The organism is Massilia pseudoviolaceinigra, from assembly GCF_030846505.1.
GTDB lineage: Bacteria > Pseudomonadota > Gammaproteobacteria > Burkholderiales > Burkholderiaceae_D > Telluria_A > Telluria_A violaceinigra.
The window spans coordinates 100,226-117,274 of record NZ_JAVCWL010000003.1 but is presented as its reverse complement, the minus strand read 5'-3'; the positions used below and the strand labels follow the sequence as shown (position 1 = coordinate 117,274).

15 protein-coding genes and 1 tRNA gene are annotated in these 17,049 nt (G+C 63.3%); 1 reads left to right on the top strand and 15 read right to left on the bottom strand.

The features are described 5' to 3' along the window. Window positions 1–41: 41 nt before the first annotated feature. The 12 genes from RBA40_RS04110 to RBA40_RS04055 all read right to left on the bottom strand — a co-directional run bounded on the left by RBA40_RS04110 (window position 42) and on the right by RBA40_RS04055 (window position 14,764). Complete coding sequence (locus tag RBA40_RS04110) at window positions 42–638, bottom strand: serine O-acetyltransferase (protein WP_306646200.1); 597 nt, start codon at window positions 636–638, stop codon at window positions 42–44. Continuing rightward, on the bottom strand, window positions 635–1,729 hold the full coding sequence (locus RBA40_RS04105; protein WP_306646198.1) for a glycosyltransferase family 4 protein: 1,095 nt from the start codon (window positions 1,727–1,729) through the stop codon (window positions 635–637). The genes RBA40_RS04110 and RBA40_RS04105 overlap by 4 nt, the downstream gene beginning before the upstream one ends. Before the next feature lie 49 nt (window positions 1,730–1,778). Further along, window positions 1,779–3,308, bottom strand: a complete 1,530-nt coding sequence (locus tag RBA40_RS04100; protein ID WP_306646197.1) for an O-antigen ligase family protein — start codon at window positions 3,306–3,308, stop codon at window positions 1,779–1,781. 31 nt (window positions 3,309–3,339) lie between these two features. Then, window positions 3,340–4,947 (bottom strand): exosortase B, encoded by a 1,608-nt coding sequence (gene xrtB / locus RBA40_RS04095; RefSeq protein ID WP_306646196.1) that lies wholly within the window; start codon window positions 4,945–4,947, stop codon window positions 3,340–3,342. Then, window positions 4,944–5,822 (bottom strand): chain length determinant protein tyrosine kinase EpsG, encoded by an 879-nt coding sequence (epsG, locus tag RBA40_RS04090; protein WP_306646194.1) that lies wholly within the window; start codon window positions 5,820–5,822, stop codon window positions 4,944–4,946. The genes xrtB and epsG overlap by 4 nt, the downstream gene beginning before the upstream one ends. A 33-nt stretch (window positions 5,823–5,855) precedes the next feature. Further along, window positions 5,856–7,265 carry a chain length determinant protein EpsF gene (gene epsF, locus RBA40_RS04085; protein WP_306646193.1) on the bottom strand — a complete coding sequence of 470 codons (1,410 nt, stop codon included), beginning with the start codon at window positions 7,263–7,265 and terminating at the stop codon, window positions 5,856–5,858. A gap of 73 nt (window positions 7,266–7,338) precedes the next feature. Then, window positions 7,339–8,127: a polysaccharide export protein EpsE gene (gene epsE / locus RBA40_RS04080; protein WP_306646192.1), complete on the bottom strand. Its 789-nt coding sequence runs from the start codon at window positions 8,125–8,127 to the stop codon at window positions 7,339–7,341. A 55-nt stretch (window positions 8,128–8,182) separates the two neighbouring features. Further along, a complete protein-coding gene (locus RBA40_RS04075) occupies window positions 8,183–9,169 on the bottom strand; it encodes an EpsD family peptidyl-prolyl cis-trans isomerase (protein ID WP_306646191.1) in 987 nt (328 codons plus the stop codon). Window positions 9,170–9,408: 239 nt separating this feature from the next. Further along, window positions 9,409–10,791 (bottom strand): undecaprenyl-phosphate glucose phosphotransferase, encoded by a 1,383-nt coding sequence (locus tag RBA40_RS04070; protein ID WP_306646189.1) that lies wholly within the window; start codon window positions 10,789–10,791, stop codon window positions 9,409–9,411. 8 nt (window positions 10,792–10,799) lie between these two features. Continuing rightward, window positions 10,800–12,047: an XrtB/PEP-CTERM-associated polysaccharide biosynthesis outer membrane protein EpsL gene (gene epsL, locus RBA40_RS04065; protein ID WP_306646188.1), complete on the bottom strand. Its 1,248-nt coding sequence runs from the start codon at window positions 12,045–12,047 to the stop codon at window positions 10,800–10,802. Window positions 12,048–12,087: 40 nt separating this feature from the next. After that, window positions 12,088–12,807 carry a CAAX prenyl protease-related protein gene (locus tag RBA40_RS04060; protein WP_229413742.1) on the bottom strand — a complete coding sequence of 240 codons (720 nt, stop codon included), beginning with the start codon at window positions 12,805–12,807 and terminating at the stop codon, window positions 12,088–12,090. A 49-nt stretch (window positions 12,808–12,856) separates the two neighbouring features. After that, entirely contained in the window at window positions 12,857–14,764 is a 1,908-nt protein-coding gene (locus RBA40_RS04055; protein ID WP_306646186.1) for an ATP-binding cassette domain-containing protein, read from the bottom strand. A 180-nt stretch (window positions 14,765–14,944) separates the two neighbouring features. Between RBA40_RS04055 and RBA40_RS04050 the strand changes: the two genes are divergently transcribed. Then, a tRNA-Arg gene (locus RBA40_RS04050) sits at window positions 14,945–15,019 on the top strand. Between the two features lie 65 nt (window positions 15,020–15,084). On the opposite strand, the gene RBA40_RS04045 is transcribed toward RBA40_RS04050, so the two are convergent. From RBA40_RS04045 to RBA40_RS04035, 3 genes are all read right to left on the bottom strand, one after another. After that, the gene (locus tag RBA40_RS04045) at window positions 15,085–15,420 is read right to left on the bottom strand and encodes a hypothetical protein (protein WP_306646184.1); all 336 of its coding nucleotides are present in this window, start codon (window positions 15,418–15,420) and stop codon (window positions 15,085–15,087) included. Between the two features lie 143 nt (window positions 15,421–15,563). After that, complete coding sequence (locus tag RBA40_RS04040) at window positions 15,564–15,845, bottom strand: hypothetical protein (protein ID WP_306646182.1); 282 nt, start codon at window positions 15,843–15,845, stop codon at window positions 15,564–15,566. Between the two features lie 200 nt (window positions 15,846–16,045). Further along, window positions 16,046–16,981 carry a CHAD domain-containing protein gene (locus RBA40_RS04035; RefSeq protein ID WP_306646180.1) on the bottom strand — a complete coding sequence of 312 codons (936 nt, stop codon included), beginning with the start codon at window positions 16,979–16,981 and terminating at the stop codon, window positions 16,046–16,048. Window positions 16,982–17,049: the final 68 nt, after the last annotated feature.

Here is a 17,049-nt window from a genome sequence, read left to right as displayed (position 1 = left end):
GCGCCACCGCGCCAGGGATCGGCTGACGAGGGATCGACAGACTACGCATCGGGAGAATCGCAGTGCTCGACATAGCCTTCGCTGCCCTGGGTCGAGATGACCTTGGCCGGAATGCCGACCGCGACCGAATTTTCGCCCAGGTCGCGCGTGACGACGGCGTTGGCGCCGATGGCGCAGCCATTGGCGATATGGATGGCGCCGACCACCACCGCGCCGGGGCCGATGTAGATGTTATCGCCCAGCACAGGCACGCCCTTGCGCTCGCCCCGGTTGAGCTGGCCGATGGTGATGCCCTGTGAAATATTGCAGTTGCGTCCGATGCGGGCGTCGCGGTTGATGACGATGCCGCCGAAGTGGCCGATGAAAAAGCCGGGCCCGATCTGCGTATCGTGCGGAATCGAAATGCCGAATTTGTAGGTGTAGTGCTTGTGCATGATGCGCGCAAGCACGTAGACCGGCTTCCACAACAGGCCCGCGCGCTGGGTGGCGGCGGCCAGGCGCAGCCACACCATGAAACGGAAACCGGGCACCATGCGGTAGGCGCGCAAGGCCGCGCGAGTGCCGCTCTGTCCGCCGAGATGGCGATACAGATCGGCGCGCCACAGCATGCGCAAGTGCTGACGGCCCTGCGCGTTCATGCGAGCAGTGCCGACAGGTAGGGAGCGGCGACGGTCTCGGGCGCAAGGCGCGCCACCGCATAGTCGCGGCAGCGCGCGCTGCAGGCGGCCAGTTCGGCCGGATCGGCCAGCAGCGCGCGCGCGGCGGCCACGGCGCCATCGATGTCGGCCACCGCCACGCCCAGGCCCAGGCGCTTGATGATACCGTCCGGATCGAAGGTGGCGACCACCGGCACGCCGTTGGCCCAGGCTTGCAGATAGGTGTTGGGAAAACCCTCGAAGGACGAGGTATTGACGAAAATGCGCGCGTTGGCGAACAGTTTCCGGGTCGAGCCGAACTTGACCTGGCCGTGAAAGCGCAGATTGGGCAGGCTGGCCGCGCCCTGCTCCACCCGTGCGTACAGGTCGAGTTCTTCCGGATGGGCGCCGCCGGCCATTTCGCAGACCAGATCGGGCACCTTGCGCACGATGTCGACGAACCACTCGGGGCGCTTCATGGAGCGCATGTTGGCCAGCCACAGCAGGTCGGTCGCGCGCGCGGCCGGGGCCAGGATGGTGTCGGGCACGTCCGAGAACATGCCGGCCACGTCGGCATGCAAGCCATAGTTCTTCATCAGGAGTTCAGCCTGCTTGTCGGTTTGCGCCAGGATGGCGTCGGCGCGGCGCAAGCCGTAGTGATACAGCATGCGGTCGCGCGAACCGGACAGCAGCAGGGTATCGGGCGCGCAATCGGAATCGGACGCGATGCGGAACACCAGGCGCCGCTTGTGGCGCTGGCAAAAGGCGGCGGCGATGCCGACATTGGCGCCGGCGCAGCTGACGTAATACACGTCGGCGTCGGCGGCGCGCATGGCGGCCCAGGTCGAGGTCAGGCGCGGGGCGAAAAAGCGCAGGCCCGGCAGGCCGGCGCTCTTCTTGAAGGTCTTGCGCACTTTGACGCCGCTGACCTGCTCCAGGGCTTGCTGGCCGAAGTCGCCCACCACCGAGGTGACGTCCAGGCCGCTTTTGGCCAGATAGCGCGACATCAGCGCATGCTGCACTTCTTCGCCGCCGATATGCACTTTTTTCCCATCCAGGTCGGCGATGACGCCCCAGGCATAGTAGTTGAGCATGCAGATACGCCTGGATTTCCTGCCTGTCGATTCGATTACCGTCATCTTGCTACGTTACCTTTCGGATATTGCCGTACTCGTCTGTGGGGAAGACGGGCGCCTTGAATTTATTCGGGTCCCTGCCCTTTTTCTTATACCGGAACACGCCGCCGCACCCCATCAGGATGCCGAGCGCGATCCAGAAATAGGATTGGGCGAAGGTGGGCGTGAAGTGGTCGTCGGTGACGCCCTGGATGAACCAGAGCGGCACCAGCACGGCGCCGCCGGCGAACAGGCCCTGCAGGGCCGGCACGGCGTGCTCCCTGGACAGGCGGATGAATTCGCGCCGCACGAACAGCAGGAAAGCGAGCATGAAACCGAAACCCACCAGGCCCATGTCCATCAGTCCGCCCAGCCAGGCGCTGTGGGTCTGGGCCACCGGCAGCATCTTGTTCAGGCGCACAGGCGGGCTCCAGAGAATGGAAAACACGCCGTGCGGCAGGATCGGCTCGGCCAGCACGTAAGGCAGCAGCGGCAGCCAGATGCCGTCCACGCGGCCGGCCGTGACGGCGCCGCGGTCGCCTCCCTCCACCCCGGTCAGGGCGCGTTCCAGGATCGGCCCCAGCACGAAGGGGCCGATGCAGGCGGCCACCAGTACACCGGTGATGACGGTCTTGACGCTGATGCGCTTCCAGAAGTAAATCAGGTTGATCAGGATGAAGCCGACAAAGCCACCGCGCGAAAAGGTCATCAGCACGCATACGGCGAACAGGATGGCCGAGACGAAAAAAATGCGCCGGATATGGCTCGGAATTTCTTCGCGGATCGAAAACAGGGTCAGCGCGTAGAGCATGTTCAGCACCAGGCTGAGCTCGTTGGCGTGCATGTTCAGCTTGCCGAGGAAGGTGCGCGCCAGGGGCGAGGCCAGCTGGCGCAGCGACATGCCGCTGGTCACCAGCAGCCAGGACATGAGGGCGCACAGCACCCAGCCCGAGGCCAGCATCAGGTACATGAATTTTTCCGGATGCTTGCTGTGGCGCACCGACAAGCCGACCATCAGGGAGAGCATGACCAGAAATTGCGGCTTGATGAAGACGTCGCGGATGTAGCTGGTGGCCGTGTTGAACTGGATCAGGCGCTCGGCCTGGAAGCGCGGCGGAATCAGGTCGACATTGTTCATGCCGACCAGGCAGGCGACCAGGATCGGCAGGATGTACCAGCCGAGCAGGCGTCCGGGTGCGATCGGGTCTTTCCAGCGGCGCAGGCCGGCATGGACGACGTAAGAGACGATGGTGGCGATCAGGATCAGGTTCAGCGGGTTCAGGCCGCGGATGCCGAACATTTCACGCGGGAAGAAACTGAGCGGCGAAAGCGGCATGATGACCACGGCAAACGCCACCCCGACCCGGAAGTCGAGCATGACCCACAGGCCGACGCTGGCCAGGATCACGGCGATCGGCACCAGCGCGCCCAAGGTGGGCACGGCGGCGCCGAACAGGGCGGCGAGCATCAGCAGCGCGATCACGCCGGCGATCGCGGTCAGCTTGCCGCTGCCGCCCGGCTTGTAGCGCCGCGACTGGGGAACCGGGTGATCGATCATGCCGTCCCCGTGTTAAACAATCCGCACCACATCACGCAGGAGCGCCGATCAGCTTGGCGCGCACCGGTGGCGCAAGGTGCTTCATCAGGTCGTTCACAAACGCATCCTGGGCGGCGAAGGCGGCCTTGTCGTCGGGCTCGATGGACGAGACGCGGAACAGGTAGCCGTCCGGAATGAAGTCCGACAGGGCATACTTGAGCTGCACCACCTGGCGGTCGAGATAGCTGCGCACCACGCTGCTGCCCATGGTGAACCAGTAGGTGACCGGCTCGATGCGCGGGCCATTGCTGGCCACCATGCGCGTGACCGGTACCGGCATGCCGTCGAACACCAGGTTTTCATTATGCAGGTCGCGGATCTGGAAACCCTGGGCCGAGTAGCACACTTCCTGGCGGTGGGCGCGCATCGACTGGGTCTGGTTGGATCCGTAGGCGATGGTCAGCATCACGCGCTGGCCGCGGCTGTTGATGTAGGTGCGCGACAGGGTCTGGCTGTAGATGGTCGCCACTTTTTCCTGCTGCACGGACGACGGCACCATGGCCACCGCATCGGGATCGATCTTCCAGTCGCCGAATGCCCCCGGCACGCTAGTTTCCAGGCTGATCGCCGGCATGCTTTCAGAGAGCATTTTCTGCGGCTTGATGGCCACCGTGGCCAGCAGCGCGCCGCCCATCAGCAGCGCGGCCAGCGCGGCCATGCGCAGCGTTCCGTAGTCGGCCGTCAGGGCCGGCGGGCCTCCTGCGCCGGCGAACAGCGGCAGCGCTTCCTTGTCGGAGGCACCGAAGCGCAGCAGCGAATCGGTGGCGATAATGAGGAGCAGCGCCGAGACGAACAGCACCATGCCGGCGAAACCGTGCAGGAAGCCCTGCCCGGCCGCGTCGCCCAGGTGGTAGGTGATCAGGGTGAGCACCATGACCCGGATCACGTTGGAAAGGAACGAGATCGGCACGATCAGGATGGCCAGGGTGATGTTGCGGAACAGCGAATTGTGGCGCACGATGTTCAGGTACAGCAGGCCCAGCGCTTCCAGCGTGAACAGGGTGTGCAGGCCGGCGCAGGCATCGGCCACGAGCAGCTTGTACTGGCCGATCTGGAGAATGACGCCGCTGCGCGAGATCGGATAGCCGACCCAGTACAGCACGTTGCCGACGACCCAGGAGACGGCGGTTTTCATCGGCATGGTCAGCATGTCGACCAGCGAACCCGGCAGCGGCAGCATGAACAGCATGAAGAAGAACGGGAACCACTGGGCGCGCAGCGCGCGCGTGCCGCGCATGAGCAGGATCAGCGCCATCAGGGTGCCGAGGAAGGAGCCGATCTCGAAGATGGCGATGCCTTGCGAACGGCCGATGAAGTATACGAACACGGACAGCACCAGCAGCGGCCAGCCCAGCGAGCTGCCGCGCTGGCCTTCGCTGACGGCCAGCATCTGGCCCCAGTTGCGGTACAGCAGCCACAGCGAAATGCCGAGGATGATGGGGCCGTGGGCCTGCTCTTCGGTCGACCACAGGCCGGTGAGGATATCGTAGAAGCTCGGCACATACATCAGCAGCAGGCCGAGCGCGATCGGCGCCCAGGACGGCAGCGGCCCGTTGCCGGACAGTCCGGCCGGCAGGGTCGATTTGGCCTGCGCGCTCATTTGAAGTCCACCAGAACCGAGCCGACCACCACGGCGCCGTTCTGGGCGACCTGTTCGGCCAGGGCATTGACATCGCCCATATGGGTTTTGTTCTTGCGCGCGACGATCAGCACGCCGCCGGTGCGGGCGGCCAGCACCAGGGCGTCGAGCCCGGCCTGGCTGGCGGCCACGTCGTACAGGGTGACGTCGTATTTCGATTCGAGCTGGGCGTTCAGGCCGGCGAAATTGCTGCGGCTGAGCAGTTCCTGGGGATTCGGCGGCAAGGTGCCGGCGCCCAGCACCGACAGGTCGACGAAGGAGCCGACATGGGCCACCACGTCGAGGTCGGCGCGGCCGGCCAGCACGTCCGACAAGCCCTGGCGGCCGGGAATATTGAAGATGCTGTGCTGGGCCGGTTTGCGCAGGTTGGCGTCGACCAGCAGGGTGTGCTCGCCCAGCTGGGAAAACACCACCGCCAGGTTGGCCGCGAACAGGCTGGCGCCATCGCCGCGGTCGATGCCGACCACGGTGAGCGACTTGCGCCCGCGCGCGAACCAGCGCAGCATCAGCTGGCTGCGCACGGCGCGCAGGGTTTCGACCTGCGGGCTGAACGGATCGTAGGCCGCCACCAGGTGCGGCGAATAGCTGCCCTCGCCCGGCTGCAGGTAGGGATAGTCGAACTGGCGCGCCAGCACTTGCTGGATGTCGGCCTCATTGATCAGGCCCAGGCGCTGGGCGGCCTCGCCGAAGCGGATCCCCAGTTCCTTCTGCATGCGCAGCACGCGCTCGGCGTTCTCGGGGGTGATCTTGCCCGACTCCAGCAGCAAGCCGCCGATGCTCGAATCGGCGCGTTTCAGTTTCTCGGAGGCGGCGAGGGAAAGCTCGGTCTGCGTCATGGTGTTTCCTATTGTTGGTTCAGGCGCGGGCTGCTAGCCCAGGCGCAGGCGGCGCGGCAGCAGCGAATTGATCGCGCTGTAGCGGCGGCGCTTCGGCGCGGTCCAGTCGATCACGCCGAGCACCGGCATCTGCAGCACTTCGGCCATATCGGTTTCGGAACGCACGCGGCGGTCGATCATTTCGGTCAGCAGGGCGAAGCCCAGGCCCAGCATGACGCCGAGGAAGGCCGACAGCATGGTGTTGAGCATCACGCGCGGACCGTTGGCGCCCAGCGGTGCGGTGGCCGGATTGAGCACGGCGATGTCGGACTGCTCGGAAGCGCCCTCGATGCGGGTCTGCGAGAAACGCTGCGAGGTGGCATCGAATGCGCGCTGGGCGCTCTCGACATCCTTGACCAGCACGCCGAGTTCGTCGCGGCTGCGGTTCAGTTCCAGTACCTTGGCCTTCTGGGCTGCCAGCGCCGCACGCACCGACGCTTCGCGCTGCTGCAGGATGGCGGCGTTGCTGCCGACATTGTTGGAGGCGGCGCGCAGCTGGGTCGACAGGTTGGCGTTGATCTTGTCGACTTCGGCCTTGACGCTCAGGTACTGCGGATGGTTCTGGCCCAGGCGCTGGCCCACTTCGGCCAGGCGCGATTCGGCGCCGGCCAGCTGCACCTTGAGGTTCTGCACCAGCGGATTGGCGGCCACGTCGGGCGAATCGGCGCCGCGCGAACCCTGCGCCATGCCCTGGCGCGAATTGGCTTCCATGGCCTGGCCCTGGGCCGAGACCAGCTGGGCCGACAGATCGTTGAGGCGGTTCGATTCGACGTCGAGACGGTTGTCGACGCTGACGATACCATTGTCCTGCTGGTACTTGGAAAGGCGGCTCTGGGCCGCTTCAACGTTACCGCGCAGCATTTTGGTCTGCTCGTTGAAGTAGGCCGCGGCCTTTTTCATCGGCTCGACCTTCAGTTCGATGCTCAGCTTCTGGTATTCCTCGGCGAACGCATTCGCCACGGCCGCCACGAATTGCGGATCGGCGCCCTTGAAATTGATTTCCACCACGCTGCTTTCGCGCGAGGGCACCACGTCGAGCTTGTGCAGCAAGAGGCCGGCGAGCCAGTCGCGCACGGTACCGTTGCCGCCGGTGGCTTTCTTGAACTGATCGACCACGGTCGGGTTTTCCGCCATCTTGAGCTGGTCGACCACCCTTCCGGCAACGTTCTTGCTGCTGATGATATCGATCTGGGTTGCCATATAACCCGGCAACAATTGGCTCGGCATCGCCATCCCGGTCAGCGGATCCACACCCTTGTAGTTGAGCAGCACGGACGCCGTGGCCTGGTAAGTCTTGGGCATCGACAGGCTGACCATCAGGGTCAGGGTGACGGTGACCAGCAAGGTCGCGAGGATGATGTACTTGCGCGCATACAAAATCAGCAGGAACTGGGATAAATTCATTTAGTAACTCTCGATATGGTGCGGCGGCCAAGGCCGCGGGCCGGGGCCGCAGGCCGGGGCCCCGGCCAAAAAATTAGAACCAGCTTTCCTTGACGAAGACGACGTCGTCAACTTGCAGCAGGTCGTCCTGCTTGGCGTCGATCAGGCGAATCTTGCCGTCCGCATCGCGGCGCTTGATGACCAGGCCGCGCTCGGTGCCGCGCATGGACAGGCCGCCGCCGGCCGACAGGGCCTGCACCACGGTCATCGAACGCTCGAGGCGGAACGCGCCCGGACGCTGCACTTCGCCGTAGATGTAGAATTTCGGGGCGCGCTCGACGTACACGACGTCGTTGCCGGACAAGGCGTAATCCTTGGCCAGCTGGCCGGCGCGGATCATTTCGATGACATCGATTTCCTCGCGCGTGGTCTTGCCGTCGCGGGTGCGGATCAGGCTGACGCGGTCGCCGCCTTCGCCGTTGATGCCGCCGGCCATGGCCAGCAAGTCCATCAGGCTGCGCTTGCCTTCGATCGGGTAGCGGCCCGGGCGGTTAACCTGGCCCAGCACCGATACCTGCTGGCTCTGCACCGCGGTGACGATCACGTTCACTTGCGGCTTCTTGACGTAGTTGCCCGCTTCCAGCAGGGAAGCGATCTTCTTTTCCGCCGCCGCCGCCGACAGGCCGGCCACCGGCACCTGGCCGATCAGGGGGAAACTGATATTGCCGCCTTCGCTGACCCGGGTTTCCAGGGTCAGGTCGGGACTGCCGTAGACGGAGACCTTGAGCACGTCGCCCGGTCCGAGCAGCAGATCGGCGGCCATGGCCGCGCCCATCGTCATGGTCATCAGGAAAGCCATCAGGCCGTGTACCAGTTGTTTCATTATTTTCACCTCTAATCAGTTCAGTTTCAGTAGTCGGGACGGCGGCCGGGGCCGCTTATTTCAGGCCTGCCACGCCGCGCGCCGTGGCGGCGTCGTCGGCCCCCGGCTGGGCCGGCGCTGGCGCGGCGTCGGCTGGCGCCGCAGTCGCTGGCGCGGCGGCCGTCGCCGGAGCGGCTGGCGTGGCGGCCAGGGTCGGGGTTTTCAGGTAATCGATCTTGGCGGCCGTGCGCAGACGCTTGAGTTCGGCATCGGCGGCGTCCTTGGTGCGCTTGTTGAACAGGAATTTCTCGATCTGCGGCGAAGCCACTTCGAGCGAGGCCGGGTTGTCGCGTACGTCGACGATCGATACCAGCATGCTGCGCTCGCCTTCCTTGACGATGAACAGCTGGTTCTTCGGCATGCTCTTGAGCTTGGCGGACATTTCCGGCGCCAGGTCGGAGGTGGTGCGCGACGCCTGGGCGCGCATGTACTTGATCTTGTTGGCGTCGAACCAGACGGCCACGTCGTCGAGCGACTTGGCGTTCTCGGCCACGTTCTTGACTTCGTCGCTCAGGTCTTTCGACTGGATCACCAGCTGCTTCATGTCGAACTGCTTGCGGGCGGCGAAGAAGTCGGGATTCTTGGTGTAGTAATCGCTGATTTCGGCGGCGGTCGGACGGGCCAGGCCGCCGACTTTCTTTTGCATGTAGTACTGGGCGATGATCAGGGCCTTGGCCCGTTCGATCGCCTGCACCACCTTCGGATCGCGGTCGGTCTTGTCCTTGGCCGCCTCATTTTGCAGCAGCTGGCGGTCGATCAGGGCTTCGACCAGCTTCTTGCTGGCCTCGGCCTGCTGGGCCGGCGGCACATTGGCCAGCATCAGCTCTTCGCTCAGCTGCAGCTCGGTGATTTCTTCTCCATTGACGCTGACCAGCGCCTGGCCCACCTTGGGCTTGCTGTCTTTGTTGCCGCAGCCGGCAAGTCCGGCGAGCGCGACCATGAGGGCGGCGCACAGCAAACGTTTGTGGGATGGCGGCGACATGGCCAGGGTGGAGTTGTTCAATTTATTCCTCAATTTTGTTTATAAAGCTTGATTAATACACAACGAGATTGCCGGGATTATTACACACATCGGCAAATCGATGCGTTTAAATGGTGCTGCTATTGCGCCCTGCATGATGGCCGGCGGGCGGGCTGCGGCGCCCGCGCCGTCCTTCATTTTAGCGCGTTGCTGATGACGGCGAAACAACTTTTGCTGCACTGCGGTAGAGCATTAAGGCCGGCTTAATACGCCTTGTTGTATTAGTGCGCATTCTCGCGGCTGAACACCACCTTGACCGTCTTGACGATGATCCACAGGTCGAGCCAGAGCGACCAGCTGCGCAGATAATCGAGATCGTACTGGATGCGCGCTTCCATCTTGTCCAGCGTTTCGGTCTCGCCGCGCATGCCGTTGACCTGGGCCCAGCCGGTGATGCCGGGCTTGACCTTGTGGCGCAGCATGTAGCCCTTGATCAGCTTGCGGTACTGCTCGTTGTGCGCCACCGCGTGCGGACGCGGACCGACGATGCTCATGCGTCCCTGCAGCACGTTGAAGAACTGGGGCAGCTCGTCCAGCGAACTCTTGCGCAAAAACGCGCCGACCCGGGTGATGCGCTGGTCGCCCTTGCGCGCCTGCACGACGGTATCGCCATTTTCGGTCACGGTCATCGAGCGGAACTTGTAGACGATGATTTCCTCGCCGTACAGGCCATAGCGGCGCTGGCGGAAGATCACCGGTCCGGGCGAGGTGAACTTCACGGCGGCGGCGATGACGAGCATGATCGGCAGCAGCATCAGCTGGATGATCAGGCCGAGCACGATGTCGCTGGTGCGCTTGACCATGCTGTTCAAGCCCATGAACGGGGTTTCGCAGATGGCGATCACCGGCATGCCGCCGACGTTGTCGAAGCGCGCCTGCATCAGGTCGAACACATAGATATCGGGCAGGAAGTAGACCGAGGCCGTGGTGTCCTGCAGTTCGTCGAGCAGCTTGCGGATGCGCGGCTGGGCCGAGATCGGCTGGCTGATGAAGATCATCTTGATGTTATGTTCGCGCACATAGGCGGCGATATCGGCCATCTTGCCCAGCATCGGATGGCGCAGGTTGGCCGGATGGCGGTCTTCGGTGCGGTCGTCGAAAAAGCCGTGCATCTGCATGAACAGGTTCTTGTGGCGCTCGCAGATGCCGGCGAACTTGATGCCGACGTCATTGGCGCCGATCACCACCACCGAGCGCATTTCGGTATTGTTGCCGGGGCCGACGGAAACGCGGCGCACCGCCAGGTGGCTCACCAGCATCACGATCGGGGTGGCGATGAACCAGGCCAGCACCACTTTGTTGTCGTAATAATACGACAGCCCACTGGCCGAACCGAGAAACAGCAGCACGCACACGGTCAGGATCCAGCCGAACACGGTGTCGCGCATATAGGCCAGCATGCGCCCGCTGCGCCAGGTCCGGTACGGATCGACGTGCTGGTAGACGGCCGACGAGACGAAGAACGCGAGAATCATCAATACCAGCGAATAGCCCGTAAACGGTTCATCGAAGTACATCGACGAGACGTACAGGGTCCCCATGATGATCAGGGGATCGAGCACGCGCTGGAAGAACGAAATTAAGGGGATGTCATTGACCGTCATGGGCACCTTTAGAACTGCGCATTGGCGTTCACTGAAACCGTGTTCGCCTTGAAGCTTCCATTACCGAGGAATTGCGCGCCGCTGCGCTCCTGGTGGATGAAAGAGGTAGAAAATTGCACCGACTGCGCGGGAACCCAGGTGGCGCCGAACGTCGCCGTGCGCAATGTGTCGCTCAGGTCGCCCGGCGAATTGGGCAGCAGGCGGCCTTCGTAGGAGCGCTGTTCCACGCTCAGCGAGCTGTCGAAGCGCACCTTGGCCATGGCATCCCAGCTGGCGCCCAGGCTCGCGCCGCGGTTCAGGCTGAAGGTATAGTAATAATTATCGATGGCGGCAAACTCGCGCCAGGCCGCGGTAGTGAGGCGCAGCTTCTGGCGCGGACTGTAGTCCGCCGTGACGCGCCCGTTGAAGCCGCCGACATCGTGCGGGCCCGCCTGCGCATTCTTGCGCTTGGCGTAGCCGGCCAGCCCCTGCAGCGTGAGGATGGGCGTGGCGCGCCAGACCACGCGCGCCTTCAGTTCATCCTGCTCGTAATCGTCGTCGCGCACCAGGCCGGCGATAATGCGCTTGTTCAGGTACTTGCCGGTCAGGCGGCGCGCCACCAGGCCGGCGCTGCTGCCGCTGCGCGGCAGGTAGTCGAAGCCGGCTTCGACCGCGTCCTGGGTGCGGTCGTTATAGCGCTGCACCAGCAGCTCATACGTATATTTGTCGCGCGAGGCGGCGCCGCGCACGCGCCAGCTCGGATGCATGCGCCAGGCGGCATCGACGAACTGGCGGCGCTGCACGCGCAGGTTGCGCTCGCGGCTCTGGAAATCGGTGTACGGCGCCAGGCTCTGGGCGTACGTGGCGCCGAGGCTGCCTTCCAGATGGTTGCCGAGCTGCCAGTTCCAGGTACCCTGGAAATCCTTGCCGTCGTAATCGAGCTGGCGGAAGTGCGAGTACGCCACTTTCGACAGTTTGCCCTGCAGCTGGATGCGCTGGCGGCTGTAGGTTTTGTCGACAATGACCCCGGCCACGCTCTGGCGCGCCGAATCGCTGCGCTGATTGTCGTAACCAGGCGACTCGTCTTCCAGGCGAAACAGGTTGTCATCGTAGAAATAGCCGAGGCCGCCGTAAACGTGGAACGCATCGGACGGCCCGGCCCAGGCCGGAACGGCGGCAGCAACGCCCAGGGCAAGGGCCAGCGCGACGGCGCCCGGCGCGGCGGCGCCCGGCGCCCGGCGTGGGCAGGTCGGATAAGGTGGCAAGGAGGAAGGCATTTGTTAGTCTTTGTTCAAGTCATTTCGAATTGGCGAGATATTACCAGTATGTCCAATTTCCTGTTCGCACAATCCACAGCCCCAGGAGGCCGTTGGTGACGGCGTGCGCGAGGATGGATGACCACAGGCTGCGATGTTTCATGTACAACAGGGAATAGGCGGCGCCGGCGACGATCCCGGCCAGCCACAGGTTATGCTCAAATCCAAACAGGACGACGCCGATCACAAAACTTTTGAGGCTTATTTGTGCTGGATCAAGCGACTCGAAATGATCGGAATCGATCCAGCGCATCAGGAAAGAGCGCCAGAACAGTTCTTCCATGACGGGCACGACCAGGGCGGCGCCGGCGATGCGCACGGCCACCATCAGCCAGTCGATCTGGCCGCCGGTGGTGGGATTGAAGCCCTCGGGCGCGCCAATCACCATCCAGTCGGCGTTCAGGCTGACCCACAGCACCAGCACCACCACGCCGGTGACGACGGCCACGGCACTGGCCAGCGCGCCCAGGCGCCAGGCATGCAGTTCGGTGTAATCGCGCCAGAACCAGGCCAGGGTGGCCAGGACGGCGCCGATCTTGAGGGCGTACATCCAGCGCAGCGCCTGGGCGTCGAAGCCCAGGCGGGTCAGGACATCGACCGCGATGATGAAGAAGATATAGACCAGGAACGGCAGGATGCGGGCCCAGGCCGAGCGACTGAACATCGGAACGTTGGCAGCGGCAGGCGCCGTCAGGTCGGGTTGTTCATTGCGTTCGGACATGGTTCTTCATCTGCCAGGCAACTGCCTGCTCCTGTTTAATCTATGGTGATCATCCCTTTGAACGGGCTTCGATCAGTTCCCACTTTTCCAGCGCATCGCTCAGAAGCTGATCGATTTCGGCAAAGCGCGTATTGAGGCGCTTGGCATCGGCCGGGTTGGTCCTGTAAAAGTCCGGTGCATTGAGTTGCTGCGTGATGGCCGATTGCTCGTCCTCCAGGCTGGCTATCAATAATGGCAGCTCTTCGAGCTCGCGCTGTTCCTTGTTACTCAATTTTACCTTTTTGGCAACAGGAACACCAGCAGATGTTGTAGGAGTTTTAACAACGGCTTTCGGCGCGGCGGCGCTGCTCTGGGCCTGGATCTGGCCTTTCACGCGTTCCCAGTCGGAATAGCCACCCACGAATTCGCGCCAGTTGCCCTCGCCTTCGGCCACGATCACCTGGGTCACGACATTGTCGAGGAAGGTACGATCGTGGCTGACCAGGAACACGGTGCCGGTGTAGTCTTCCAACAACTCTTCGAGCAGTTCGAGGGTATCGATGTCCAGATCGTTGGTCGGCTCATCGAGCACCAGGCAGTTGGCCGGCTTGGCGAACAGGCGCGCCAGCAGCAGGCGGTTGCGCTCGCCGCCGGAGAGCGACTTGACCGGCGAACGGGCCCGTTCCGGCGCGAACAGGAAGTCGTTCAGGTAGGTCATGACGTGCTTGCGCGCGCCATTGATCTCGACCCAGTCGCTGCCCGGGGCGATGGTTTCCATCAGATTGGCTTCTTCATTGAGCTGGGCGCGCATCTGGTCGAAGTACGCGACCTGCAGCTTGGTGCCAAGACGCACGGTGCCGCTGTCGGCTTGCTCTTCGCCAAGGATCATTTTCAGCAAGGTGGTCTTGCCTGCGCCGTTGGCGCCGATCAGGCCGACCTTGTCGCCACGCAAGATGGTGCCGCTGAAGTTGCTGACGATGACTTTGTCGCCGTACGCCTTGTTGACGTTTTCCAGGTCCGCCACGATCTTGCCCGAGCGCTCGCCCGACGACACTTCGAGCTTGACCTGGCCCTGCTGGTCGCGGCGCGCGGCGCGCAGCAGGCGCAGCGCTTCCAGGCGGCGCACGCGGCCTTCGTCGCGCACGCGGCGCGCCTTGACGCCCTTGCGGATCCAGACTTCTTCCTGGGCCAGGAATTTATCGAACTTGGCCGCTTCGACTTCTTCGATTTCCAGCTGTTCGGCCTTGCGCGTCTGGTAGGCGCTGAAATTGCCCGGATACGACAGCAGCTTGCCGCGGTCGAGTTCGATGATGCGGGTGGCGACGTTATCGAGGAAGCTACGATCGTGGGTGATGAACAGGACCGAGCCCTTGAAGTCGCGCAACAGGCTTTCCAGCCACAGGATCGAGCGGAAGTCGAGGTGGTTGGTCGGCTCGTCGAGCAGCAGCACGTCGGGCGCGGAGACCAGCGCCACGGCCAGCGCGACGCGCTTTTGCATCCCGCCCGACAGCGTGCCCATGAGCGCATCGCCGGACAGGCTGAGGCGGTCGAGGGTGGTGTCGACCTTGTTTTGCATGCTCCAGCCATCGGTAGCGTCGAGCTGGACTTGCAGCTCGTGCATGCGTTCCATCAGCGCATCGTCGTCGCCCTGGCCGAACTGGCCGGTCAACTCTTCGTATTCGGCCAGCATGGCGGCCTGGCCACCCATGCCGGCGGCAACCGCATCGAACACCGACATGCTCGGGTCGAAGGTCGGTTCCTGCTCGACATAGGCGATTTTGATGCCTTGTTGCATGACCAGCAAGCCATCATCGAGCTTGAATTTGCCCGAAATGGTTTTCAGCAGCGAGGACTTGCCGGTGCCGTTGCGCCCGATCAGGCCGACGCGCTCCGTGGTTTCAAGGGAAAATTCCGCGTGATCGAGCAACGCGACGTGGCCGAACGCAAGTTGCGCCGACGAGAGAGAAATGACAGCCATAGAGGGTAAGTGCGCAGGCAGGAAAACCGGCCAGATGAATGAATGAAGCACGCATTGTACCGACTTGGGACAGAGGACACCCAATTTGCCGCCATTTAGGGCGCAATCCTCGGCTATAATTGCGTCGATTCACGACACCGGGCCGCCTCAGGCGGGCGCCGATCGCCGAATCGCAGCGTCCTCTCCGTAGCACAATGGATAGTGCACATGCCTCCTAAGCGTGGGATACAAGTTCGATTCTTGTCGGAGGGACCAGTCTGTTCGGGGCGATAAGCATCGCCCGGACAAGGGGCGCGGCAGCCTGCCTGCGCGCCGCATGGCTACTGCAAGCCCAGACCGCTTCCGGCCAGCGCGCCGATGGAGCCTGCCACCGCTACGCTGGCAAACCAGACCAGCATCGTTTTCGTGACGACCCAGTACGCCGCACGTTCTTGCGGGTCGAGGAACCAGGTAGTGCTGAAACAGCCAGTATCGCGGCCAATCACGAGGAAAAACACGGGCACAAAGAGAAACACGGCAGAGCCCGCAAAAAACACCAGGTTGTGGCCAAGGACGGAATCCGGATTTGCGGCGTCCACGGCCTCGAATCCGATCATGCCGATGGCGGTCCATGCTCCGGCCAACGCGGCAGTACGGTAGCTTGGTGTGATATTCATTTCATCCCCTTCGGCGAGCAGCCAACCATTGGCAGTGATGCAAGTTAGCGTCCGCCCGATGGGCAAGTGACAGATACGTCGAGACAGTACATGGCATGCTGGGCTTCAGCGGATCGGTCCTGTCGCAGGCAATGCCCGCTTGCTTATCCGCCGACGCATTTGAAGCTGATCTCGGCCGACGAGGTACGCGCGAACGGAATGGCGTTCTTGCCCTCGCCGCTGATCAGTTCGAGCGTTTTACCGTTTTTGGTGCAGAAGGCCACGCCCTCCTGGATCAGGTCGGCCTTGACCGTGGCGCCCGAGACAAACATGCCGCCGCCGCTGGTTTTAGCGATCATATAGGTGTCCTTGCCGGTTTGAACCGGACCGGACGAGGCACAGCCGGCCAGCAAGACAGCGGTAAGGACGATCGGGAACGGGCGCATCAACACTTTCACAAAGCGTCGATGCGCCGGGAGAGGACATCGACTTGGCGGAGGATCGCGATCATGGGAGAATTGCCACTGATCACATTAAATTAAAAATAAATAATGATCCGATTGTATCCGACGACGCGGTTTTGGCCCAGCCACGTCTTTTTCAGCGCACCTTGTACGATGTCCACATTCTCATCCGCAGCGATCTATTATCCCGGCGCGCGCAAAGGTACAAAACGCTTCCACAGTTTGCGCAATTTGCCGTCGCCCTGGCGGCGGTGCGAAGCCAGGTAGCCGCGCAGGAACCCTGTGCCGTCCTTCAACTCTTCGTCGCCTTCACTTAGCTGCCGGAGCAGGCCGTCGGCCACGCTGACGTCGTTCATTAAGCCGAGTTCCTCCTGCAAGCTGGCCAGCGCCTTGACGTAGGGCCGCACGGTTTTGCGCGGATACAGCGAGGCGAAAAATTCGGCGGCATAGCGCGTTTTCTTGGCGGCGATGCGCACCCGGTGGCGTGCCTCGGGATCGGCGCCTTTCAGTTTGCGGCCACGCTTGATAAGACGCTGCTGGTCTTTTTCGAGAATGCCCCTGGCGAAGTCGCCAATGCGCATCTTGAGCTTTACCTTGTCGGCAGGCAGCTGCATCGCGCGCCAGCCGCGCTCGTCAAACCAGCGCTCGAGATTGCCGATCAGGTTCTGGTAGCGCTCCGACGCGATGGCCGCTCCGGCCGCCGCATGCAGGGCCATGGCTTTGTCGGCGGCGGCATGCTGCACCCGCACCAGCGGCGCGTCCGTATCGAGCGTATTGGTGATGCGCGGCAAGGTCGACCCGGCCAGCACATCCCAGTCGCGCGCCGGCCCCAGCTGGGAGACCAGCCAGTCGAGCTCCTGGCGCAGCGCCACGGGCAGGCTGAGCACCTCGTCGAACATGCCCAGGGCCGAGCGCAGGCGGCGCAGGCCGACCCGCATCTGGTGCAGGCTCTCGACATCGTGGTACTTGATCACGCCGGTTTCGTTGGCCTCGATCTGGTCGAGGCAATTGCGCACGATGGCCTGGAAGGCTTTCTCGACGCTCATGCGGGCCGACAGCTCGAGCGCGCGCGCCCGGATGGCCTTGGGCGTAGTGGGAAATCTGACTGCGGTATCCATATTGCACATTCCTCCTTGGAGACATTGTGCGCGGAAACGCCGACCCAGGCCGTTTCGTTACCGCTGCA

Excerpts from the sequence above, each read along its gene's own strand:
- RBA40_RS04070 (WP_306646189.1), bottom strand. The coding sequence starts at position 10,791 with ATGACGGTCAATGACATCCCCTTAATTTCGTTCTTCCAGCGCGTGCTC.
- RBA40_RS04110 (WP_306646200.1), bottom strand. The coding sequence starts at position 638 with ATGAACGCGCAGGGCCGTCAGCACTTGCGCATGCTGTGGCGCGCCGAT.
- epsF (WP_306646193.1), bottom strand. The coding sequence starts at position 7,265 with ATGAATTTATCCCAGTTCCTGCTGATTTTGTATGCGCGCAAGTACATC.
- epsE (WP_306646192.1), bottom strand. The coding sequence starts at position 8,127 with ATGAAACAACTGGTACACGGCCTGATGGCTTTCCTGATGACCATGACG.
- RBA40_RS04105 (WP_306646198.1), bottom strand. The coding sequence starts at position 1,729 with ATGCTCAACTACTATGCCTGGGGCGTCATCGCCGACCTGGATGGGAAA.
- RBA40_RS04040 (WP_306646182.1), bottom strand. The coding sequence starts at position 15,845 with ATGCGCCCGTTCCCGATCGTCCTTACCGCTGTCTTGCTGGCCGGCTGT.
- epsG (WP_306646194.1), bottom strand. The coding sequence starts at position 5,822 with ATGACGCAGACCGAGCTTTCCCTCGCCGCCTCCGAGAAACTGAAACGC.
- RBA40_RS04100 (WP_306646197.1), bottom strand. The coding sequence starts at position 3,308 with ATGATCGATCACCCGGTTCCCCAGTCGCGGCGCTACAAGCCGGGCGGC.
- RBA40_RS04060 (WP_229413742.1), bottom strand. The coding sequence starts at position 12,807 with ATGTCCGAACGCAATGAACAACCCGACCTGACGGCGCCTGCCGCTGCC.
- xrtB (WP_306646196.1), bottom strand. The coding sequence starts at position 4,947 with ATGAGCGCGCAGGCCAAATCGACCCTGCCGGCCGGACTGTCCGGCAAC.
- RBA40_RS04035 (WP_306646180.1), bottom strand. The coding sequence starts at position 16,981 with ATGGATACCGCAGTCAGATTTCCCACTACGCCCAAGGCCATCCGGGCG.
- RBA40_RS04045 (WP_306646184.1), bottom strand. The coding sequence starts at position 15,420 with ATGAATATCACACCAAGCTACCGTACTGCCGCGTTGGCCGGAGCATGG.
- RBA40_RS04055 (WP_306646186.1), bottom strand. The coding sequence starts at position 14,764 with ATGGCTGTCATTTCTCTCTCGTCGGCGCAACTTGCGTTCGGCCACGTC.
- epsL (WP_306646188.1), bottom strand. The coding sequence starts at position 12,047 with ATGCCTTCCTCCTTGCCACCTTATCCGACCTGCCCACGCCGGGCGCCG.